At 59.6% G+C, this 22,302-nt stretch carries 22 protein-coding genes; 15 read left to right on the top strand and 7 right to left on the bottom strand.

Going from position 1 to position 22,302, the window contains the following annotated elements:
• The first annotated feature begins 25 nt into the window (after window positions 1-25).
• Window positions 26-1,120 (top strand): cell division protein ZapE, encoded by a 1,095-nt coding sequence (gene zapE, locus ACQRBV_RS04795; RefSeq protein WP_060754910.1) that lies wholly within the window; start codon window positions 26-28, stop codon window positions 1,118-1,120.
• A 136-nt stretch (window positions 1,121-1,256) separates the two neighbouring features.
• Here the strand turns inward: zapE and ACQRBV_RS04790 are convergent, their stop codons facing one another.
• Entirely contained in the window at window positions 1,257-2,177 is a 921-nt protein-coding gene (locus ACQRBV_RS04790; RefSeq protein ID WP_174554048.1) for a GlxA family transcriptional regulator, read from the bottom strand.
• Window positions 2,178-2,397: 220 nt separating this feature from the next.
• On the opposite strand from ACQRBV_RS04790, the gene ACQRBV_RS04785 reads away from it, so the two are divergent.
• The gene (locus tag ACQRBV_RS04785) at window positions 2,398-3,534 is read left to right on the top strand and encodes an acyl-CoA dehydrogenase family protein (protein WP_411985261.1); all 1,137 of its coding nucleotides are present in this window, start codon (window positions 2,398-2,400) and stop codon (window positions 3,532-3,534) included.
• 113 nt (window positions 3,535-3,647) lie between these two features.
• Here ACQRBV_RS04785 and ACQRBV_RS04780 read toward each other — a convergent pair whose 3' ends face one another.
• Complete coding sequence (locus ACQRBV_RS04780) at window positions 3,648-4,688, bottom strand: NADP(H)-dependent aldo-keto reductase (protein WP_244384334.1); 1,041 nt, start codon at window positions 4,686-4,688, stop codon at window positions 3,648-3,650.
• Window positions 4,689-4,936: 248 nt separating this feature from the next.
• Between ACQRBV_RS04780 and rplM the strand changes: the two genes are divergently transcribed.
• The 8 genes from rplM (at window position 4,937) to ACQRBV_RS04740 (ending at window position 10,736) form a co-directional block, all read left to right on the top strand.
• Entirely contained in the window at window positions 4,937-5,365 is a 429-nt protein-coding gene (gene rplM / locus ACQRBV_RS04775; RefSeq protein ID WP_060754914.1) for a 50S ribosomal protein L13, read from the top strand.
• 14 nt (window positions 5,366-5,379) lie between these two features.
• Window positions 5,380-5,772, top strand: coding sequence for a 30S ribosomal protein S9 (rpsI, locus tag ACQRBV_RS04770; protein WP_016971570.1), 393 nt, complete (start codon window positions 5,380-5,382; stop codon window positions 5,770-5,772).
• A 266-nt stretch (window positions 5,773-6,038) separates the two neighbouring features.
• On the top strand, window positions 6,039-6,635 hold the full coding sequence (petA, locus tag ACQRBV_RS04765; RefSeq protein ID WP_060754915.1) for a ubiquinol-cytochrome c reductase iron-sulfur subunit: 597 nt from the start codon (window positions 6,039-6,041) through the stop codon (window positions 6,633-6,635).
• Window positions 6,635-7,846 (top strand): cytochrome b, encoded by a 1,212-nt coding sequence (locus tag ACQRBV_RS04760; RefSeq protein WP_060754916.1) that lies wholly within the window; start codon window positions 6,635-6,637, stop codon window positions 7,844-7,846. The genes petA and ACQRBV_RS04760 overlap by 1 nt, the downstream gene beginning before the upstream one ends.
• Window positions 7,846-8,625 carry a cytochrome c1 gene (locus ACQRBV_RS04755; protein ID WP_060754917.1) on the top strand — a complete coding sequence of 260 codons (780 nt, stop codon included), beginning with the start codon at window positions 7,846-7,848 and terminating at the stop codon, window positions 8,623-8,625. The genes ACQRBV_RS04760 and ACQRBV_RS04755 overlap by 1 nt, the downstream gene beginning before the upstream one ends.
• Window positions 8,626-8,774: 149 nt before the next feature.
• A complete protein-coding gene (locus ACQRBV_RS04750) occupies window positions 8,775-9,392 on the top strand; it encodes a glutathione S-transferase N-terminal domain-containing protein (RefSeq protein WP_060754918.1) in 618 nt (205 codons plus the stop codon).
• Between the two features lie 17 nt (window positions 9,393-9,409).
• Complete coding sequence (locus ACQRBV_RS04745; RefSeq protein ID WP_060754919.1) at window positions 9,410-9,829, top strand: ClpXP protease specificity-enhancing factor; 420 nt, start codon at window positions 9,410-9,412, stop codon at window positions 9,827-9,829.
• Between the two features lie 157 nt (window positions 9,830-9,986).
• Window positions 9,987-10,736, top strand: a complete 750-nt coding sequence (locus tag ACQRBV_RS04740) for a FadR/GntR family transcriptional regulator (protein ID WP_411985262.1) — start codon at window positions 9,987-9,989, stop codon at window positions 10,734-10,736.
• 3 nt (window positions 10,737-10,739) lie between these two features.
• Here ACQRBV_RS04740 and ACQRBV_RS04735 read toward each other — a convergent pair whose 3' ends face one another.
• Window positions 10,740-11,894: a phospholipase gene (locus tag ACQRBV_RS04735; protein WP_411985263.1), complete on the bottom strand. Its 1,155-nt coding sequence runs from the start codon at window positions 11,892-11,894 to the stop codon at window positions 10,740-10,742.
• 232 nt (window positions 11,895-12,126) lie between these two features.
• Between ACQRBV_RS04735 and kdgD the strand changes: the two genes are divergently transcribed.
• From kdgD to ACQRBV_RS04710, 5 genes are all read left to right on the top strand, one after another.
• Window positions 12,127-13,038, top strand: a complete 912-nt coding sequence (gene kdgD, locus ACQRBV_RS04730) for a 5-dehydro-4-deoxyglucarate dehydratase (RefSeq protein WP_411985264.1) — start codon at window positions 12,127-12,129, stop codon at window positions 13,036-13,038.
• Window positions 13,039-13,092: 54 nt separating this feature from the next.
• Complete coding sequence (locus ACQRBV_RS04725; RefSeq protein ID WP_090366775.1) at window positions 13,093-14,538, top strand: aldehyde dehydrogenase family protein; 1,446 nt, start codon at window positions 13,093-13,095, stop codon at window positions 14,536-14,538.
• A gap of 96 nt (window positions 14,539-14,634) precedes the next feature.
• The gene (locus ACQRBV_RS04720) at window positions 14,635-15,999 is read left to right on the top strand and encodes an MFS transporter (protein WP_411985265.1); all 1,365 of its coding nucleotides are present in this window, start codon (window positions 14,635-14,637) and stop codon (window positions 15,997-15,999) included.
• 11 nt (window positions 16,000-16,010) lie between these two features.
• Window positions 16,011-17,564 carry a galactarate dehydratase gene (gene garD, locus ACQRBV_RS04715; RefSeq protein ID WP_411985266.1) on the top strand — a complete coding sequence of 518 codons (1,554 nt, stop codon included), beginning with the start codon at window positions 16,011-16,013 and terminating at the stop codon, window positions 17,562-17,564.
• A gap of 344 nt (window positions 17,565-17,908) precedes the next feature.
• The gene (locus tag ACQRBV_RS04710) at window positions 17,909-18,850 is read left to right on the top strand and encodes an AEC family transporter (protein ID WP_060754926.1); all 942 of its coding nucleotides are present in this window, start codon (window positions 17,909-17,911) and stop codon (window positions 18,848-18,850) included.
• Here the strand turns inward: ACQRBV_RS04710 and ACQRBV_RS04705 are convergent.
• From ACQRBV_RS04705 to gatB, 4 genes are all read right to left on the bottom strand, one after another.
• Complete coding sequence (locus ACQRBV_RS04705) at window positions 18,847-19,227, bottom strand: carboxymuconolactone decarboxylase family protein (RefSeq protein WP_060754927.1); 381 nt, start codon at window positions 19,225-19,227, stop codon at window positions 18,847-18,849. The genes ACQRBV_RS04710 and ACQRBV_RS04705 overlap by 4 nt on opposite strands.
• The gene (locus tag ACQRBV_RS04700; RefSeq protein WP_411985281.1) at window positions 19,224-20,279 is read right to left on the bottom strand and encodes a calcium/sodium antiporter; all 1,056 of its coding nucleotides are present in this window, start codon (window positions 20,277-20,279) and stop codon (window positions 19,224-19,226) included. The genes ACQRBV_RS04705 and ACQRBV_RS04700 overlap by 4 nt, the downstream gene beginning before the upstream one ends.
• A gap of 50 nt (window positions 20,280-20,329) precedes the next feature.
• On the bottom strand, window positions 20,330-20,701 hold the full coding sequence (locus ACQRBV_RS04695) for a septal ring lytic transglycosylase RlpA family protein (RefSeq protein WP_060754929.1): 372 nt from the start codon (window positions 20,699-20,701) through the stop codon (window positions 20,330-20,332).
• A 145-nt stretch (window positions 20,702-20,846) separates the two neighbouring features.
• A complete protein-coding gene (gatB, locus tag ACQRBV_RS04690) occupies window positions 20,847-22,292 on the bottom strand; it encodes an Asp-tRNA(Asn)/Glu-tRNA(Gln) amidotransferase subunit GatB (protein WP_060754930.1) in 1,446 nt (481 codons plus the stop codon).
• Between the last annotated feature and the right edge of the window lie 10 nt (window positions 22,293-22,302).

Here is a 22,302-nt window from a genome sequence, read left to right as displayed (position 1 = left end):
TTTTTGTTGCCTTGCTAACGAAATTATGACGCCCCTAGAACGATATCAAGCTGATCTGAAGCGCCCTGAATTCTTCCATGACGCAGCCCAGGAAACCGCGGTGCGTCATTTGCAGCGCCTGTACGACGACCTGCTCGCGGCCTCGCAAAGCAAGCCAGGGATGCTCAGCAAGCTGTTTGGCAAAAAAGACCGCACGCCGGTCAAGGGCCTGTACTTCTGGGGCGGCGTCGGCCGGGGCAAGACCTACCTGGTCGACACCTTCTTCGAAGCGCTACCGTTCAAGGAAAAGGTCCGTACCCACTTCCACCGCTTCATGAAGCGCGTGCACGAAGAGATGAAGACCCTGCCGGGCGAGAAGAACCCGCTGACCATCATCGCCAAGCGCTTCTCCGAAGAAGCGCGGGTGATCTGTTTCGATGAGTTCTTCGTCTCCGACATCACCGACGCCATGATCCTCGGCACCCTGATGGAAGAGTTGTTCAAGAACGGCGTGACCCTGGTCGCCACTTCGAACATCGTGCCCGACGGCCTGTACAAGGACGGCCTGCAACGTGCGCGCTTCCTGCCGGCCATCGCGCTGATCAAGCAGAACACCGAGATCGTCAACGTTGACAGTGGCGTCGACTACCGCCTGCGTCACCTTGAGCAAGCTGAGCTGTACCACTTCCCGCTGAACGAAGCGGCCCACGAGAGCCTGAAAAAGAGCTTCCGTGCGCTGACGCCGGAATGCACCCAGGCGGTGGAAAACGACAAGCTGATGATCGAGAACCGCGAAATCATCGCGCTGCGCACGTGCGATGACGTGGCCTGGTTCGACTTCCGCGCACTCTGCGATGGCCCGCGCAGCCAGAACGACTACATCGAGCTGGGCAAGATTTTCCATGCGGTGATCTTGAGTGGCGTGGAGCAGATGAGCGTCACCACCGACGACATCGCGCGGCGCTTTATCAACATGGTCGACGAGTTCTACGACCGTAACGTCAAGCTGATCATTTCGGCTGAGGTCGAGCTCAAGGACCTGTATACCGGTGGCCGCTTGAACTTCGAATTCCAGCGTACCTTGAGCCGCCTGCTGGAAATGCAGTCCCACGAATTCCTGTCGCGCGGACACAAACCTTAAGAACGCTATACACACACACAAACTGTGGGAGGGGGCTTGCTCCCGATAGCGGTGTATCAGTCAATCTATACAGTGACTGGCACCCAGCTATCGGGAGCAAGCCCCCTCCCACATTTGCCTTGTGCGTATCCTTGATTCAGGCCGCTTGCTGGAACTGCTGGCGATATTGGTTCGGCGACAGCTCCGTGTGCTGCCTGAACAACCGCGCAAAGAAACTCGCATCGTCGTAACCCACCTCGTAACTGATGGTCTTGATGCTCTTGCGGCTGCCCGAGAGTAGGCCTTTGGCCGTCTCGATTCGCAGGCGTTGCAGGTAATGCAGCGGCTTGTCACCGGTGGCGGTCTGGAAGCGGCGCATGAAGTTGCGGATGCTCATGCCGTGCTCCCTTGCGACATCTTCAAAGCGGAACTTGTCGGCGAAGTGTTCTTCGAGCCAATGCTGGATCTGCAGGATGATCACGTCCTGATGCAGCTTCTGCCCACCAAAACCGATGCGCCCCGGCGCGTAGCTGCGCTGCACTTCGTAGAGGATATCGCGGGCCACGGCTTGGGCGATGTTGGCGCCGCAGAAGCGTTCGATCAGGTAGATGTAGAGGTCGCACGCCGAGGTGGTGCCGCCGGCGCAATAGAGGTTGTCGGCGTCGGTGAGGTGTTTGTCCTGGTTGAGTTGGACCTTGGGGAAGCGCTCGCTGAAAGCGTTGAAGAAACGCCAGTAGGTGGTCGCCTCCTTGCCATCGAGCAGGCCGGCCTCAGCGAGCCAGAACACCCCGGTGGCTTCGCCGCAGAGCACGGCGCCGCGGGCATGTTGCTCGCGTAGCCAGGGCAGCACTTGCGGATAGCGGGTGCACAGGGCGTCGAAATCATCCCAGAAAGCCGGCAGCACAATGATGTCGGCGTTTTCCAGGCCGCCATCCACCGGCATGATCACGTCGCTGAAGCTGCGCACCGGTTGCCCGTCGGGGCTGACCAGGCGCGTTTCGAACGCTGGGGTCAGGCCCAGGCCCTGCTGTTTGCCATAGCGCAGGCTGGCGAGGTGGAAGAAATCCTTGGCTTGCATGAGGGTAGAAGCGAATACCCGATCAATGGCCAAAATGCTGACGCGCCGCAAGGGCGTGGAGATTTGGTTAGACATAATTTCATTTATTCTTATAGGGGAAAGTGGTCACCAGACGGCTGGATCGTCTTATTTTTTGTCGCATGTGTCCAGTGTCCCGTGACGCCATCGGGGCATAGTCTCTGGGGTCTCGTCCTTGTCCGACAATTCTTGCAGGTGACCCATGATTCCCGGAACCTTGTTCAGTCCCGAGCACGAACTCTTTCGCGAGAGCGTGCGCACCTTCCTCGAAAAAGAGGCGGCGCCATTCCACAGTCAATGGGAGAAGCAGGGCTATATCGACCGCAGCTTGTGGCGCAAGGCAGGGGAGGCAGGGATGCTGTGTTCCCATCTGCCGGAGACCTATGGCGGGCTGGGCGCGGACTTTCTCTACAGTGCGGTGGTGATCGAGGAGATCAGTCGCCTGGGGTTGACCGGCATCGGTTTCTCTCTGCATTCGGACATCGTCGCGCCCTACATCCTGCATTACGGCAGCGAGGTGCTGAAGCACAAATACCTGCCCCAATTGATCTCGGGCGAGATGGTCACGGCCATTGCGATGACCGAACCGGGTGCCGGTTCCGACCTGCAGGGGGTCAAGACCACAGCGGTTCTGGACGGCGATGAGTACGTGATCAATGGCTCCAAGACCTTCATCACCAACGGCTTCCTGGCCGAGCTGGTGATCGTCGTAGCCAAGACCGACCCCAAGGCCGGCGCCAAGGGCACCAGCCTGTTTCTGGTGGAGGCCGATACGCCTGGCTTTGACAAGGGCAAGCGTTTGGAGAAGGTGGGCATGAAGGCCCAGGATACGTCGGAGCTGTTTTTCCAGGACGTGCGCGTGCCCAGGGAAAACCTGCTGGGCCAGGCGGGCATGGGGTTCGCTTACTTGATGCAGGAGCTGCCCCAGGAGCGATTGACCGTGGCGATTGGCGCCCTGGCGTCCGCCGAGGCCGCGTTGGAATGGACCTTGGAATACACCCGTGAGCGCAAAGCCTTCGGCAAGGCCATTGCGGATTTCCAGAACACCCGCTTCAAACTGGCAGAGATGGCGACCGAGATTCAGATCGGCCGTGTATTCGTCGACAAGTGCATGGCGTTGCATCTGGAGGGCAAGCTTGATGTGCCTACGGCGGCGATGGCCAAGTACTGGGCGACCGACCTGCAATGCAAGGTGCTCGACGAATGCGTGCAGTTGCATGGTGGCTACGGTTTCATGTGGGAATACCCGATTGCACGGGCCTGGGCGGATGCGCGGGTGCAGCGGATCTATGCGGGGACCAACGAGATCATGAAGGAAATCATTGCGCGGGCGCTTTGAGGGTGTGGCGTCGTTGAGGGCCCCATCGGGAGCAAGCCCCCTCCAACATTTGAGTGTATTCACAGATCAAAATGTGGGAGGGGGCTTGCTCCCGATAGCAGTCTAAAGGTCAATCAAGGCGCAGGATTCGGATGATCCTTCTGAATCACCTCAATCCCTTCCAGCACTTCTTTGGACAGCTTCAGGTCAGCGCTGGCGATGTTGCTGTCCAGTTGCTCCAGCGACGTAGCCCCGATGATGTTGCTGGTCACGAACGGCTGCTGTGTCACGAACGCCAGCGCCATCTGCGCCGGGTCCAGGCCATGCTCGCGCGCCAGCGCCACATAACGGCTGCATGCCGCCTCCGACTGCGGGTTGAAGTAGCGGCTGAAACGGCTGTACTCGGTCAGGCGTGCCTTTGCCGGGCGTGCCCCGCCTTCGTACTTGCCGCTGAGCATGCCGAAGGCCAGGGGCGAGTAGGCCAGCAGGCCGCACTGTTCGCGAATGGCGACTTCGGCCAAGCCCACTTCGAAGCTGCGGTTGAGCAGGTTGTAGGGGTTCTGGATCGACACCGCACGGCTCCAGCCGCGCGCTTCGGCCAGGGCCAGGAACTTCATGGTGCCCCACGGGGTTTCGTTGGACAGGCCGATGTGGCGGATCTTGCCGGCCTTCACCTGTTCATCCAGTGCCTCGAGGGTTTCCTCAAGGGGGGTGAGGTCGTCTTCGTCCTTGTGCTTGTAGCTCAGTTGGCCGAAGAAATTGGTGCTGCGTTCCGGCCAGTGCAACTGGTAGAGGTCGATCCAGTCGGTCTGCAGGCGCTTGAGGCTGGCATCCAGCGCCAGGGCGATGTGCTTGCGGTTGTGGCGCAGGTAGCCGTCGCGGATGTAGTCGATGGTGTTGCCGGGGCCGGCGATCTTGCTGGCCAGGATCCAGTCAGCCCGGTCGCCGCGACTCTTGAAGTAGTTGCCGATGTAACGCTCGGTGGTGGCGTAGGTGTCGGCCTTGGGTGGCACCGGGTACATCTCGGCCGTATCGAGGAAGTTGATCCCCGCGGCCTTGGCTCGTTCGATCTGCGCAAAGGCCTCTGCCTCGCTGTTCTGCTCGCCCCAGGTCATGGTGCCCAAGGCTATCGCGCTCACGTTCAGATCCGTACGGCCCAGCTGTCGATAATCCATCGGGTACTCCTTCAGGGAAAACAATCATAAAAGCAGGTTGAATTTTTTTTCGCAATCTGCATAATTGCCCACCTCTTTCTGCAGTGGAAGTGATGCGCCGCCTGCCGAAGAATCTTGCCGTTGAACGGACGCGCCGACCCGAGCCCCCGATAGCGTCTGTATCCGGCTGCCTTTGACCTTGTCAAAGTACGCACTATTCAGTAAGATCCGCCGTCTAATTTACAGGCGGCCCCTGAGGCTATTAAAGAATGACAACTTTTACTGCAAAACCGGAAACAGTTCAGCGCGACTGGTTTGTCGTCGACGCCGCTGGTCAGACCCTGGGTCGTCTGGCCACTGAAGTCGCCAGCCGTCTGCGTGGCAAGCACAAGCCTGAGTACACCCCGCACGTTGATACCGGTGACTACATCGTGATCATCAACGCTGAGCAGGTTCGTGTAACCGGCAACAAAGCAAGCGACAAAATGTACTACCGTCACTCCGGTTTCCCAGGCGGTATCAAGTCTTCCAACTTTGAAGGCCTGATCTCCAAGAAGCCTGAAGCCCCGATCGAAATCGCGGTCAAAGGCATGCTGCCGAAGGGCCCACTGGGTCGCGATATGTTTCGCAAGCTGAAAGTCTATGCGGGCGCAGCTCACCCTCATGCTGCTCAGCAGCCCCAAGAACTGAAGTTTTAACGGAATAGTTCATTATGTCGGCGACTCAAAATTACGGCACTGGCCGTCGCAAAACCGCAACCGCACGCGTTTTCCTGCGTCCGGGCACTGGTAACATCTCGATCAACAACCGCTCCCTGGACAACTTCTTCGGTCGCGAAACTGCCCGCATGGTAGTTCGTCAGCCGCTGGAACTGACCGAGACCGTTGAAAAGTTCGACATCTACGTCACCGTTATCGGTGGCGGTGTAAGTGGTCAAGCTGGCGCAATCCGCCACGGCATCACTCGCGCTCTGATGAGCTACGACGAAACCCTGCGTAGCGCTCTGCGCAAAGCTGGCTTCGTTACTCGCGATGCCCGTGAAGTTGAACGTAAGAAAGTCGGTCTGCGTAAAGCGCGTAAGCGTCCGCAGTACTCGAAGCGTTAATTCGCTTTACGTTCCACAAAAACGCCCAGTCTCCTCACGGAGCTGGGCGTTTTTTATTGCCTGCGATTTATGCAGAAATTTTACCGTGACAACTTGCCACATCCGTAGACCCCCTATACTACAAGGCTTGGAGAGGGAGCCCCGGGCAATTCCCTTGTCATACGTGGGGCTTTTCATTACCATCCGTCAAAATTTTTATAAGTAAAGATTCAACACTTAGTAGACGCCTGATTTAACAGGCCAAAAAGCTGATGGGAGAGGACTGAATGAGCAATGACGGCGTGAATGCAGGCCGGCGTCGCTTCTTGGTAGCAGCCACATCCGTGGTGGGTGCTGCAGGAGCGGTGGGGGCTGCGGTCCCGTTCGTGGGGTCATGGTTTCCCAGTGCCAAGGCGAAAGCCGCAGGTGCACCGGTGAAGGTGAATGTCAGCAAGATCGACCCAGGCCAGCAAATGATTGCTGAGTGGCGCGGTCAGCCAGTATTCATCGTTCGTCGTACCGAGGAAATCCTGGGGAATCTGAAGAAAATCGAAGGTCAACTGTCTGACCCCGACTCGAAGAATTCCGACCAGCCCGCTTACGTCGATAAGGAAATCCGTTCGATCAAGCCAGAAATCCTGCTGCTGATCGGTATCTGCACCCACCTGGGCTGCTCGCCTACTTTCCGTCCTGAAGTTGCTCCCGCCGACCTTGGCAAAGACTGGGTAGGTGGCTACTTCTGCCCTTGCCACGGCTCTCACTACGACCTGGCCGGTCGCGTCTACAAGGCACAACCCGCACCCTTGAACCTGCCGGTTCCGCCCCATCACTACGAGACTGACAGTGTCATTGTCATTGGTGTCGACCAAGGGGAGAAAGCCTGATGAGCAAGTTCATGGATTGGGTGGATGCACGCTTCCCCGCGACTAAAATGTGGGAAGACCATCTCAGCAAATATTACGCACCAAAAAACTTCAACTTCTTCTACTTCTTCGGTTCCCTGGCGCTGCTGGTGCTGGTCAACCAGATCGTCACCGGCGTCTGGCTGACGATGAGCTACACCCCGTCGGCGGAAGAGGCGTTCGCCTCCGTCGAGTACATCATGCGCGACGTCGAGTACGGCTCGATCCTGCGCCTGCTGCACTCCACCGGCGCATCGGCGTTCTTCATCGTTGTCTACCTGCACATGTTCCGTGGCCTGCTCTACGGTTCGTACCAGAAACCCCGCGAACTGGTCTGGGTCTTCGGCATGCTGATATATCTGGCGCTGATGGCCGAAGCCTTCATGGGTTACTTGCTGCCTTGGGGCCAGATGTCGTACTGGGGAGCCCAGGTGATCATCTCGTTGTTCGGCGCGATCCCGGTGATCGGTAACGACCTGACCCAGTGGATTCGTGGTGACTACCTGATCTCCGGCATCACCCTGAACCGCTTCTTTGCTCTGCACGTCGTAGCCCTGCCGATCGTGATTCTCGGCCTGGTAGTACTGCACATCCTGGCGCTGCACGAAGTGGGCTCCAACAACCCCGATGGCGTAGATATCAAGAAGCACAAAGACGAAAATGGCGTACCGCTGGACGGCATTCCATTCCATCCGTACTACACGGTCAAAGATATTGTCGGTGTGGTCGTCTTCCTGTTTATCTTCTGCTCGATCGTGTTCTTTTTCCCGGAGATGGGCGGTTATTTCCTGGAGAAACCCAACTTCGAACAGGCCAACGCCTTCAAGACGCCTGAGCATATTGCCCCGGTCTGGTACTTCACGCCGTTCTACGCCATCTTGCGGGCGATCCCCGACAAACTGATGGGTGTCATGGCGATGGGGGCTTCGATCGCGCTGCTGTTCGTGCTGCCCTGGCTGGACCGAAGCCCGGTCAAGTCCATGCGCTACAAAGGCTGGCTGAGCAAAATCTGGCTGTGGATATTCTGCATCGCGTTCGTGATCCTGGGCGTACTCGGCGTATTGGCGCCAACCCCCGAGCGTACGCTGCTGTCGCAGATCTGCACCTTCCTGTACTTCGCCTACTTCATTCTGATGCCGTTCTACACCCGGCTCGAGAAGACCAAACCGGTTCCGGAAAGGGTGACTGGCTGATGAAAAAGTTATTCGTTGCTTTGATGCTTGCGGCGCTGCCGCTCCTGTCCTTCGCGGCCGAACATGGTCCTGAGCTGGAAAAAGTCGATATCGACGTGTCCGATAAGGCTGCCATGCAAGACGGCGCACGCACGTTCGCCAACTACTGCATGGGTTGCCACAGCGCCAAGTTCCAGCGGTACGAGCGCGTCGCCGACGACCTGGGCATTCCTCACGAAGTGATGCTCGACAAGCTGGTATTCACTGGCGCCAAGATTGGCGACCATATGAACATCGGGATGCAGCCGGCGGACGCCAAGGCCTGGTTCGGTGCGGCACCGCCCGATCTGACCCTGGTGGCCCGCGTGCGTGGGACTGACTGGCTGTATGGCTATCTGAGATCTTTCTACGAAGATCCGGCGCGCCCTTGGGGGGTGAACAACAAGGTGTTCCCGAACGTCGGCATGCCTAACGTTCTGGTAAGCCTGCAGGGCCGGCAAGTGGTAGGATGCAAGCAGGTTCAGGTCGTTGAAGACGGCAAGAAGCAATATGATCCGTTGACCGGTACGCCGTTGACCCACGAAGCGTGCGATCAACTGACCATTGTGCCCAAGACCGGTACGCTGAATGAAGAGCAGTTCGACGAGAAGGTCAAGAACCTGGTGACCTTCCTGGCCTACTCGGCCAACCCGGTCAAACTGCAGCACCAACGTATCGGCACCTATGTATTGCTGTACCTGGCTTTCTTCTTTGTATTCGCTTATCTGCTCAAGCGCGAATACTGGAAGGATGTGCATTGATCCAACCGTAAGCAATTGCTGTTAATCTTGCGCGCCCAGCGGCATCTCTGAACATGTAGCAGTCTGGTTGAACCGGACGTTACGGAGATGCTCACTGGGCGCGCTCGTTTTTGAGCTTTCGATAATTTCAACAAGCGAGGAGGACCGCCATGGGCGTGACCAATCGGTTGGCCTGTTACTCCGACCCCGCCGACCACTATTCCCACCGAGTACGTATCGTGCTCGCCGAGAAGGGTGTCAGCGCAGAGATCATCAGTGTGGAGGCGGGCCGTCAGCCGCCGAAGCTGATCGAAGTGAACCCCTACGGCAGCTTGCCCACTCTGGTCGATCGTGACTTGGCGTTGTGGGAGTCGACTGTGGTGATGGAATACCTGGATGAGCGTTACCCGCATCCCCCTTTGCTGCCGGTGTACCCGGTGGCGCGTGCCAACAGCCGCCTGCTGATCCATCGGATCCAGCGTGACTGGTGCGGGTTGGTGGATCTGATTCTGGATTCGCGTACCAAAGAAGCCGCTCGGGTGCAGGCGCGTAAGGAATTGCGCGAGAGCCTGACCGGTGTTTCTCCGTTGTTCGCCGATAAACCTTTTTTCCTCAGTGAGGAACAAAGCTTGGTGGATTGCTGCCTATTACCGATACTCTGGCGCTTGCCGATTCTCGGTATCGAACTGCCGCGGCCGGCCAAGCCGTTGCTTGATTACATGGAGCGCCAGTTTGCGCGTGAGGCTTTCCAGGCGAGTCTGTCTGGTGCCGAACGCGATATGCGCTAAGGCTTAAGGAGCCGCTGATGAACTCCAGTCGACCCTACCTGGTCCGCGCGCTCTATGAGTGGATTGTGGACAACGATTGCACCCCGCACATGCTGGTCAATTCCGAATTTCCTGCGGTTCAGGTACCGCAGGGTTTTGCCAGTGACGGGCAGATCGTCCTGAACGTATCACCCAGCGCCGTGCGCCACCTGCACATGGACAACGAGGCAGTCAGCTTCGAAGGGCGTTTCGGCGGCGTGCCACATACGCTGTACGTGCCTATTGGCGCCATCCTCGGGATTTACGCCCGGGAAAATGGCCAAGGCATGGTGTTTGATCTGGAGTCGTCTCTCGCAGATGACGAATCGATCGAAGGCGAAGATGGCGATGATGTGCCACCACCGGATACCGAGCCACCGCGCCCCAGCGGCCGGCCGAGTCTGAAAGTGGTGAAGTAATGGGTTGACCCTTGAGGTCTGCCTGGAAAATGCCTCGACCTGGGTCGGGGCATTTTTTTGCGCGGATGATAAAGATGAAAGTCGCGACAGGACGGTGATCGTACAACCACCATGGGCTATGATGCGTGCTCAAGTTCGCCGAAAAAGATGATTCATCATGGATAACGCCCACACCGCCCCTCGTCTTCCCCGCAAGCGCCGCAGCCTTGCCCAGGAACTGGTCACGGTGTTGTCCGAACAGATCCGCGACGGCCAGCTCAAGCGCGGTGATAAATTGCCCACCGAGTCGGCGATCATGGATGCCCACGGGGTCAGTCGCACGGTCGTGCGCGAAGCGATCTCGCGATTGCAGGCCGCAGGGCAGGTGGAAACCCGTCACGGCATCGGCACTTTCGTATTGGACACGCCAAGCCCCAGCGGCTTTCGGATTGACCCGGCCACGGTCGTGACCTTGCGTGATGTGCTGGCGATCCTGGAGCTGCGCATCAGCCTGGAGGTGGAGTCTGCCGGCCTGGCGGCGCTACGTCGCAGTGATGAGCAGTTGGCAGCCATGCGCGCCGCCCTCGACGCCTTGAATGAAAGCGCGGCTCATGCCGGTGATGCGGTGGCGTCCGACTTTGCATTCCACCTGGAAATTGCGCTGTCTACCGGCAACCGTTACTTCACCGACATCATGACCCACCTGGGCACCAGCATCATTCCGCGCACGCGGTTGAATTCGGCGCGCCTGGCCCATGATGACCAGCAGCACTACATGAGCCGCTTGAGTCGTGAGCACGAAGAAATCTATGAAGCGATTGCGCGGCAGGATTCGGATGCGGCGCGGGCGGCCATGCGGCTGCATCTGACCAACAGCCGGGAACGGCTGCGCCTTGCCCATGAAGAGGCGCAGGCGCAGCGCGGTTAAGGGTCAGGCGGGCTGGTTGGGCTTATAGTCCTTGAGCAACAGGTAGGTGCTCCACCCCCACCAATCATTCGTCCAGTGCTTGTCGTTCAGGTCATTCACGTCCTTTCGGCGCAGCACCTTGTCTCCCTCCATCTTGAACAGCGGCGAGAAGTTATTCGTCGGGTTCTGCGCGGCATTCAGGTCCGGCACATACAGCGGTGCCTTGAAGTTGGCCGGGGAGGGCGCGACCCCGCTGATAAAAGTGTCGAAGATCTCATCCGCTGAAGCCTGTACCGCACGTTTGACCTGTACGCGATTGGCCGCGTCAATCGCATCGAAGTAGCGTTTGTCCCCATAGGCGTGCCACTGATCGCCCATGGCATTGCGTACGTTGAGTCCGAATTTGCTGTCTTCGTCGTGCATGAAACGACTGATCAGTGAACCCAGATCGCCCGGCGTCACCACGGCCGCCAATTGTTTGCGCGGTACGCGCAAATGGCCGGCGGAGAACAGGTCGGTCAAAAAGTGATCGGCGAAACTGTTCATGGCATACGCCAGCTCCAATGCCTGGTCGGTACCGGTCTGATGGGCGACGACGGCTTGTTGAAGTGCCGCCGTGTGCCCCGCCAGATAGGCCGAAAGCGCCCATTCGCCGAAGTGATCGGCATTGTCCGCCGCCAGTTTCAGGTAGCGTCCCAGCGGGATCAGCGCCGAAACCGCACTGCCGCCGCCGGTGATCCGGTTCCATTCTTCAGACAACGTATCACCCAGAGCGTCATAGGCTTCATGGGGTTGCTTGCCGTCCTTGATGGCCTGGTTGACCGCGTTGATCTCCTTTTGCATCACCGCGAGAATTTTTTTGGCTTCTTCCCGCGAGGCCGGCAGCACGGCCAGCGAGTTAAACGCTGCCGTGAAGCGTTGCACACGGTCGGCAGGGGACGCGCCATCGCTGATGGGTTGACCGGGGATGCCATAGAAGTCGCCGCCCAGGGCGATCACTTGGCCATACGTCAGTGCGAGGCCGTTGGGCAGGTGCAACTCGACCTGGTGGGCAGGAATTGCCGGAGCGCCTTTGACGAAGCGCAACAGGGTTTCGTCGCCGATGGCGGTGTGTTCACCCCCTTCGAAGCGCAATGTCGGCGGGCTTTTTTCGGGTGCTGCGAGTTCAAGATCTGACATGTTAGCTCCTTGCTATGTCGTAGGAATCTTCCTTGATAACTGTATGTATATACAGTTAATTTGAGGATAGAGGAAAATTTTCCTACGTCAAGAAGGCGCGTCCAGACACCCCGCGCACTGCAGCCTGATGAATTGCGGTTGACGAATTTATTTATAGTTGTACGATGACGTACGACATCGCGAAAACCAACAATACCTTTCACATGAAGTCTTTGCCCAGGGTGTTCGAATAATGAATCCACAAGAACTGAAGTCCATCCTTTCCCACGGTCTGCTGTCTTTTCCGGTGACCGATTTCAACGCCCAGGGTGACTTCCACCAGGCGGGCTACATCAAGCGCCTCGAATGGCTGGCCCCCTACGGTGCGACGGCGTTGTTCGCCGCCGGCGGTACCGGTGAGTTTTTCTCCCTGGCCGCCAGCGAATATTCCCAAGTGGTGAAAACCGCTGTTGATACCTGCGCCAGCAGCGTGCCAATCCTCGCCGGTGTGGGCGGTTCGACCCGCCAGGCGATCGAGTACGCTCAGGAAGCCGAACGCCTCGGCGCCAAAGGCTTGTTGCTGCTGCCGCACTACCTCACCGAAGCCAGCCAGGACGGGGTTGCCGCCCACGTTGAGGCGGTGTGTAAATCGGTCAAGATCGGCGTGGTGGTCTACAACCGCAACGTCTGCCGCCTGACTGCGCCATTGCTGGAGCGCTTGGCCGAACGTTGCCCGAACCTGATCGGCTACAAGGACGGCTTGGGTGACATCGAGTTGATGGTGTCGATCCGCCGTCGTCTGGGTGACCGATTCAGCTACCTCGGCGGCCTGCCGACTGCAGAGGTTTACGCCGCTGCCTACAAGGCCCTGGGCGTTCCGGTGTACTCCTCGGCGGTGTTCAACTTCATCCCGAAAACCGCGATGGACTTCTACCACGCGATTGCCAAGGACGATTACGCCACGGTCGCCAAAATCATCGACAACTTCTTCCTGCCTTACCTCGACATCCGTAACCGCAAGGCGGGTTATGCCGTGAGCATCGTCAAGGCCGGCGCCAAGATCGCCGGCTATGACGCAGGCCCGGTCCGTACCCCGTTGACCGACTTGCTGCCGGAAGAATACGAAGCCCTGGCGGCGCTGATCGACCAGCAAGGTCCGCAGTAACTTATCAACAAGGCCGCTGAGCAATCAGCGGCCTTTTGCGTCAGGAGAAGATTTGTGTCCCAAGCCAAGCGTTTTGAAAACTACATCAACGGCGAGTGGGTGGCCGGTACCGACTACTGCGTCAATCTCAACCCGTCGGAGTTGTCCGATGTCATCGGCGAATACGCCAAGGCTGACGTCGCCCAGGTCAACGCCGCTATCGATGCCGCCCGCGCCGCGTTCCCGGCCTGGTCGACGTCCGGTATCCAGACGCGTCACGATGCGCTGGATAAAGTCGGCAGCGAAATCCTCGCCCGCCGTGAAGAGCTGGGCACCCTACTGGCCCGGGAAGAGGGCAAGACCCTGCCCGAAGCCATTGGCGAAGTGACGCGTGCAGGTAATATCTTCAAGTTTTTCGCCGGTGAATGCCTGCGTCTGTCCGGCGACTATGTGCCGTCGGTGCGCCCAGGCGTCCACGTTGAAGTGACCCGCGAAGCGCTGGGTGTGGTCGGCTTGATCACACCGTGGAACTTCCCGATTGCCATCCCTGCCTGGAAAATCGCCCCGGCCCTGGCCTACGGTAACTGCGTGGTGATCAAGCCCGCCGAGCTGGTGCCGGGCTGTGCCTGGGCCCTGGCGGAAATCATTTCTCGCGCCGGTTTCCCGGCCGGTGTGTTCAACCTGGTGATGGGCAGCGGTCGTGTGGTCGGCGATGTGTTGGTCAACAGCCCGAAAGTCGATGGCATCAGCTTCACCGGCTCGGTGGGCGTGGGTCGTCAGATCGCCGTGAGCTGTGTGTCGCGCCAGGCTAAAGTGCAGTTGGAAATGGGCGGCAAGAACCCGCAGATCATCCTCGATGATGCCGACCTCAAGCAGGCTGTCGAGCTGTCGGTACAAAGTGCGTTCTACTCCACCGGCCAGCGTTGCACCGCATCCAGTCGCTTGATTGTCACGGCCGGCATCCACGACCGGTTCGTCGCGGCCATGGCCGAGCGCATGCGCTCTATCACTGTCGGTCACGCGCTGAAAAGCGGCACCGATATTGGCCCGGTCGTGTCCCAGGCCCAGTTGGACCAGGATCTGAAATACATCGACATCGGCCAAAGCGAAGGCGCTCGGCTGGTCAGTGGCGGCGGCCTGGTGACCTGTGACACCGAAGGCTACTACCTGGCGCCGACGTTGTTTGCCGACAGCGAAGCCGCCATGCGCATCAGTCGTGAGGAGATCTTCGGTCCGGTGGCCAACGTAGTCCGCGTGGCGGACTACGAGGCGGCGTTGGCGATGGCCAATGACACCGAATTCGGTTTGTCGGCCGGTATTGCCACCACGTCGCTGAAATACGCCAACCACTTCAAGCGCCACTCCCAGGCCGGGATGGTCATGGTCAACCTGCCGACCGCGGGTGTGGATTACCACGTGCCGTTCGGTGGCCGTAAGGGCTCGTCCTATGGTTCGCGTGAGCAAGGTCGTTATGCACAAGAGTTCTACACCGTGGTGAAAACCAGCTACATCGGGTCGTAGGACGCGCCCGTCGTAGGAGCCGGTTGCCTGCCGGCTCCTACCTTCAACACAGAAATGATTACCCGCAAAAAAAATAATTAGTGGGAGTACTTCTTCATGCAAGCGACCAAGCCGACCCACGTCCGCTATTTGATCCTGCTCATGCTGTTTCTGGTGACGACGATCAACTATGCCGACCGGGCCACTATCGCCATCGCAGGCTCCAGCCTGCAAAAAGACCTCGGTATCGACGCGGTCACCCTCGGTTACATCTTCTCCGCATTCGGTTGGGCCTACGTGGCTGGGCAAATTCCCGGTGGCTGGTTGCTGGACCGGTTCGGCTCAAAAAAAATCTATGCCTTGAGCATCTTCACCTGGTCTTTGTTCACCGTGCTGCAAGGCTATGTCGGTGAGTTCGGGGTTTCCACCGCAGTGGTCGCGTTGTTCATGCTGCGCTTTCTGGTGGGCCTGGCTGAGGCACCGTCGTTTCCCGGAAATGCGCGTATTGTCGCAGCGTGGTTTCCTACGGCGGAGCGCGGTACGGCGTCGGCGATCTTCAACTCGGCGCAGTACTTCGCCACCGTGCTGTTTGCGCCGCTGATGGGCTGGATCGTCTTCACCTTCGGCTGGCAGCACGTGTTTATCGTGATGGGCGTGATCGGCATTCTGTTTTCGCTGATCTGGCTCAAAGTGATCCACAGCCCGCGCCAGCACCCGATGATCAACGAAGCCGAGTTCAATCACATCGCGGCCAATGGTGCGATGGTCGATATGGATCAGGATAAAGGCAAAGGCAAGAAAACCGACGGCCCGAAGTGGAATTACATCCGCCAGTTACTGACCAATCGCATGATGCTCGGCGTGTACCTGGGCCAATATTGCATAAACGGCATCACGTACTTCTTCCTCACCTGGTTCCCGGTGTACCTGGTGCAGGACCGTGGCATGACCATCCTCAAGGCCGGCTTCATTGCGTCGTTGCCGGCGATCTGCGGGTTTATCGGCGGCGTGCTCGGTGGGGTGATTTCCGATTACCTGCTGCGCAGGGGCCATTCGCTGACCTTCGCGCGCAAGGCGCCGATCATTGGCGGGCTGTTGATTTCCAGCAGTATCGTGGCCTGCAACTACGTGGATATCGAATGGATGGTGGTCGGCTTCATGGCCCTCGCGTTCTTCGGCAAGGGCGTTGGCGCACTGGGGTGGGCGGTGGTGTCCGACACCTCGCCGAAACAGATCGCCGGCCTCAGTGGCGGCTTGTTCAATACCTTCGGTAACCTCGCGTCGATCACCACGCCGATCGTCATCGGTTACATCATCAGCAACACCGGCTCGTTCAAGTGGGCCCTGGTGTTTGTCGGCGCCAACGCGCTGGTGGCGGTGTTCAGCTACCTGGTCATCGTTGGCCCGATCAAGCGCGTAGTACTCAAAGAGCCTCCAAGCAAGGGGCCTGAGCTGACCCATCTGTCCGAAGCGCATTCCTGAGGGGCCGTGTGATGCAATTGATTGAACATGCCGATTCGCCGCGCTCGATTCGTTTGCACGAGCGCGACAACGTGGTGATCGTGGTCAACGATCAGGGGGTACCGGCCGGGACCGAGTTTCCGGACGGCCTGGTGACGCTGGAGTTTATTCCCCAGAGCCACAAGGTGACCCTGGAAGATATTCCCGAAGGCGGTCGGATCATTCGCTATGGCCAGACCATCGGGTATGCCTTGGCGCCGATTCCACGTGGCAGTTGGGTGCAGGAAGATCAACTGCGCATGCCCACCGCGCCACCGCTGGACAGCTTGCCGCTGTCCACTGAGGTTCCGCAAACCCAGGCGCCGTTGGAGGGCTTTACGTTCGAGGGCTATCGCAACGCCGATGGTACCGTGGGGACGCGCAATATCCTCGGTATCACCACCACGGTGCAGTGCGTCACGGGCGTGCTGGATCATGCGGTCAAGCGCATCAAGGACGAATTGCTGCCCAAGTATCCGCACGTTGACGACGTGGTGGCACTCACCCACAGCTACGGCTGCGGCGTGGCGATCACCGCGACGGATGCCTATATCCCGATCCGCACGGTGCGCAACCTGGCACGCAACCCCAACCTGGGGGGCGAAGCGCTGGTGATCAGCCTGGGGTGCGAGAAATTGCAGGCCGGGCAAGTGATGCATGAGCACGACAGTTCCGTCGACCTGAGCGAGCCGTGGTTGTACCGCCTGCAGGACGCCAGCCACGGCTTCACTGAAATGATCGAGCAGATCATGGCGCTGGCCGAAACCCGATTGAAGAGGCTCGACCAGCGTCGTCGTGAAACCGTGCCGGCCTCTGAGCTGATCCTGGGGATGCAATGCGGGGGCAGTGATGCGTTTTCCGGCATCACCGCCAACCCGGCGCTGGGGTACGCTTCGGACTTACTGTTGCGGGCCGGGGCGACGGTGATGTTTTCCGAAGTGACTGAAGTCCGAGACGCCATCTACCTGCTGACTTCTCGCGCACAGAGCGAGGACGTTGCTCGGGAGCTGGTCAGGGAAATGGACTGGTACGACCGTTACCTGGCCAAGGGCGAGGCGGATCGCAGCGCCAATACCACGCCAGGCAATAAGAAGGGCGGGTTGTCGAACATTGTCGAGAAGTCTTTGGGGTCTATCGTCAAATCCGGCAGCAGTGCGATCAACGGCGTGCTTGGCCCCGGCGAGCGATTCAAGGGCAAGGGTCTGATTTTTTGCGCCACGCCGGCCAGTGATTTTGTGTGTGGCACCTTGCAACTGGCGGCGGGAATGAACCTGCATGTGTTCACCACCGGGCGTGGCACGCCGTATGGGCTGGCGATGGCGCCCGTGGTGAAAGTGTCGACGCGCACGGAGTTGGCGCAGCGCTGGCCGGATCTCATCGATATCGACGCCGGGCGCATTGCCACAGGGCGCGCGAGTATCGAGGAATTGGGCTGGGAGTTGTTTCACTTCTACCTGGACGTGGCCAGCGGCAAGAAGCAGACGTGGGCCGAACGGCATAAGCTGCATAACGACATCACCCTGTTCAATCCTGCGCCTATCACCTGAACTTGCCTTGTAGTGAGCGGGCTTGCCCCGCGCTGGGCGGCAAAGCCGCCCCAATCGCCGCGGTGTTTCAGAAAGACCGAAGCGCTTGGGATTAGGGCCGCTTCGCAGCCCATCGGGAGCAAGCCCCCTCCCACAGTGACAGCGTTAAGCCTTGACTGGCTGGTATTAGGGCGTGCCTCGCCCTCAACCCAGGCGCCTCGGTCTTTCTGAAGCGTCTTGGGAGGGCTCGTTGGGGCGGCTGCGCCACCCAGCGCGGGGCGAGCCCGCTCACTACAACCGGACGGGGTGGCCTGTGGTGGCTTATCATTGGCTACCTGACGACGTCGACCAAGGTTCTCCCCGGCATGCTGGCTATTTTCTTCACCACCCTCACCATCACGGCGCCGGTGTTTGCCATGCTGTTCCTTGGTGTGCTGCTCAAGCGCATCAACTGGATCAACGACAACTTTATCCACACTGCCTCGTCCCTGGTGTTCAACGTCACCATGCCGGCGCTGCTGTTCCTGGGCATCCTGCATGCCGATCTGCATTCGGCGCTCAAGCCGGGTTTGCTGATCTACTTTGCCGTTGCCACCTTGCTCAGCTTTGCATTGGCCTGGGGTTGGGCGATTGTTCGTTGCCCGCGTGAAGACCGGGGCATTTATACCCAGGGTGCGTTTCGCGGCAATAACGGGGTCATCGGCCTGGCGCTGGCAGCCAGCATGTACGGTGACTACGGCATTTCCCTGGGCGCTATCCTCGCGGCGTTGGTGATCCTGTTCTACAACACGCTGTCGACCATCGTGCTGGCGGTGTATAGCCCGGTGATCAAGTCCGACCCGTGGAGTATCTGCAAAAGTGTGCTGGCCAACCCGTTGATCATCAGCGTGATTGCGGCCGCGCCGTTTGCGATGTTCAAGATCGGCCTGCCGGGTTGGCTGGAGTCTTGCGCCCGGTATTTGGCGGACATGACCCTGCCGCTGGCGTTGATCTGCATCGGTGGCACCTTGTCGCTGGCAGCGCTGCGCAAGAGTGGCAACATGGCGCTCAGCGCCAGCCTGGTAAAAATGCTCGGCTTGCCGCTGGTGGCGACGCTAGGCGCCTGGTTGCTGGGCTTCCGGGGGCCGGAGCTGGGCATTCTGTTTCTGTACTTCGGCGCGCCGACGGCCGCTGCGAGTTTCGTGATGGCCAGGGCGGCCGAGGGCAATCATGAACTGGCGGCGGCGATTATCGTGATCACCACGCTGATGGCGGCGGTGACCACGAATATCGGGATCTTTGTGTTGCAGGCAGGCGGCTGGATCTAACCTTCCTTCTGGTAGCTGTCGATGACTTCCTGGGCCGCACGAAACGCATCGATCGCCGCCGGCACCCCGGCATACACCGCGCAATGCAGCAGCGCTTCGCGAATTTCTTCGACGGTGCAGCCATTATTCAGTGCGCCCCGCACATGGCCTTTGAGCTCCTGCGGGCATTTGAGCGCGGTCAGGGCGGCGAGGGTGATCAGGCTGCGCGTCTTCAGGGGCAAGCCTTCGCGATTCCACACGCTGCCCCACGCGTGCTCGTTGACGAAATCCTGCAACGGTTGGGTGAACTCGGTGGCATTGCCCAGGGCGCGTTCGACGAACGCGTCGCCCATGACTTGGCGACGCATTTCAACCCCGGGCTTTTTCTGATCGGTCATTGCGATTCCCTCTTGTGTTGACGACGCCAGGCCCGTAGCGATGTGAACAACAGCAACGCCACCAGCACCGGCAGGACGTAGTACAGCATCAATTGTTCGAGCTTATTGGCCAGGGGCATGCCGGTGGTGAACGCCATCACATGCAGGCCATACGCAAGGTACAGTCCCAGCAGCACCAGGCCTTCGGCGCGAGTGACGCGGTAACCGGTATAGAACACCGGCAAGCACAGGGTGATTGCGCCGAGCATCACCGGCAGGTCGAAGTCCAGGGCGTTGGGTGACACCGACAGTGGCGACGGTGCGATCAACGCCGTAAAACCCAGTACGCCCAGCAGGTTGAACAAATTGCTGCCAATCACGTTGCCCACGGCTATTTCCCGCTCGCCACGCAGGGCTGCAATCAACGAGGTGGCCAGGCACGGCAGAGAAGTACCGACGCCGATCAGCGTGAGGCCGATGATGCGTTCCGACAGGCCCAGGTCAGCGGCCACATCCACCGCCGCGCCCAGCAGCAAATGCCCGGCCAGCACCAGCACCAGGAACCCGCCCAGCATCAGCAATACGCTACTCAGCCAAGGCGCTTTGGCCACGGTATCCCGTGTACGTGGGCGGCGTGAGTGGCGGGTCTGGTAATGCAACAGGCCCAGATAGCCCGCCAGGGCGGCGAGCAACAGCAGGCCATCGAAGGGTGTCAGCGCTTCGTTGGCTGCCAGGGCAAAGACCAGCAGCCCGGCGAGGATCATGACCGGGATGTCCAGGCGAACCAATTGTCGTGACACTCGCAATGGAATGACCAGGGCGGACAAACCCAGGGTCACCAAGATGTTGAAGATGCTGCTGCCGATCACGCTACCCACGGCAATATCGGTGTTGCCGGCCAGGGTGGCTTGCAGGCTGACGGTCATCTGCGGCGCGCTGCTGCCGAAGGCGACGATACTCAAGCCGATGATCAGCGGCCGTACCTTGAGGCTGGCGGCCAGGCGCACGGCGGCACGCACCAGGATTTCGGCACCGACGATCAGCAGCAGCAGGCCGCTGACCAGTTCGGCCAGGCTCCAGGGCGAGAGTGCGTTCAATCCGAAAATACTCAAGGCGGCCTCGATCAGTTGCTCATGGCTTGCACGCGAACCCGCGCGGTGCCGCTGCCCAGCATACCCAGTTGCTCGGCTGCTTTGCGCGACAGATCGATCAAGCGCCCTCGGGTATGCGGGCCACGGTCATTCACGCGTACCACCACGGATCTGTTGTTGGCGAGGTTGGTCACCCTGACCCGGGTGCCGAAGGGCAGGCGCCGGTGGGCGGCCGTCAGGGCGTTCTGGTTGAAGGGTTCACCGCTGGCGGTTCTTTTGCCATGGTGCTTGGCACCGTAATAGGAGGCGGTGCCGGTTTCGTCGTAGCCGTTGGGGTCAATGAGGCCGCTGGCGCAACCGGTCAACAGGGAGAACAGGGCCAGGAGGCCGAATAGACGCTTCATTTCCAGGTATCCCCCTATCAAATGTGGGAAGGGGCTGGCCCCCGATAGCGGTGAGTCAGTCAATAGAATTGCTGACTGGCACACCCTCATCGGGGGCAAGCCCCCTCCTACAGTAGACCGAGCTCACCCGGTCTCTTCGTCGCTGTCAGCCTTCGAGCTTGCTTTTCAGCAGTTCGTTCACCTGTTGCGGGTTGGCCTTGCCTTTGGATGCTTTCATCGCCTGACCGACAAAGAAGCCGAACATCTTGCCGCGTTTGGCTTCGTCGGCCGCACGGTATTGTTCGACCTGCTCGGCGTTGGCCGCGAGCATTTCGTCGAGAACGGCGGAAATCGCACCGCTGTCGGTCACTTGCTTGAGGCCGCGCTGCTCGATGATCTCGTCGGCGCTGCCTTCGCCTGCGGCCATGGCTTCAAACACGGTCTTGGCGATTTTGCCGGAGATCGTGTTGTCCTTGATACGCAGCAGCATGCCGCCCAGTTGCTCGGCTGTGACTGGGGCCTCGTCGATTTCCAGGCCCTGTTTGTTCAACAGGCTGCCCAGCTCGACCATCACCCAGTTGGCCGCCAGTTTGGCGTCGCCGGCGATGCTCAGCACTTTTTCGAAGTAGTTGGCTTGTTCGCGGCTGGACGCCAGGACGCTGGCATCGTAGACCGACAGGCCGAACTGCTCCTGGAAGCGCTCGCGTTTCTGCTGCGGCAGTTCCGGCAGGGTGCTGCGGATGTCATTGAGGAACGAGTCCTCCAGCACGACCGGCAACAGGTCCGGGTCGGGGAAGTAACGGTAGTCGTTGGCTTCCTCCTTGCTGCGCATGGCGCGGGTTTCGTCTTTGTTCGGGTCGTACAGGCGGGTCTGCTGGATGACCTTGCCGCCGTCTTCGATCAGTTCGATCTGGCGACGCACTTCGCTGTTGATCGCCTTTTCGATGAAGCGGAACGAGTTGACGTTCTTGATCTCGCAGCGGGTGCCGAATTCGACCTGGCCCTTTGGGCGGACCGACACGTTGCAGTCGCAACGCAGCGAACCTTCGGCCATGTTGCCGTCGCAGATGCCCAGGTAGCGCACCAGTGCGTGGATCGTCTTGACGTAGGCTACGGCTTCCTTGGCGCTGCGCATGTCCGGCTCGGACACGATCTCCAGCAGCGGCGTGCCGGCACGGTTCAAGTCGATGCCGGTAGCCCCCGGGAATTCTTCGTGCAGGCTTTTGCCGGCGTCTTCTTCCAGGTGGGCGCGGGTTACACCGACACGTTTGATCGTGCCGTCTTCCAGGGGAATGTCCAGGTGGCCCTTGCCGACGATCGGCAGTTCCATCTGGCTGATCTGGTAGCCCTTGGGCAGGTCCGGGTAGAAGTAGTTCTTGCGCGCGAACACGTTGTGCTGGCCGATCTGGGCGTCAATCGCCAGGCCGAACATCACCGCCATGCGCACCGCTTCCTGGTTCAGCACCGGCAGCACGCCGGGCATGCCCAGATCAACCAGGCTGGCCTGGGTGTTGGGCTCTGAGCCGAACGTGGTGGCGCTACCGGAGAAAATCTTCGATTGGGTGGCGAGCTGGGTATGAATCTCCAGCCCGATCACAACTTCCCATTGCATAGTGTTCTCC

The organism is Pseudomonas sp. R11F (genome assembly GCF_050312575.1).
GTDB classification, from domain to species: Bacteria; Pseudomonadota; Gammaproteobacteria; order Pseudomonadales; family Pseudomonadaceae; genus Aquipseudomonas; species Aquipseudomonas palleroniana.
The sequence above is the reverse complement of the archived record's forward strand: the minus strand, read 5'-3'. Positions and strand labels throughout refer to the sequence as shown.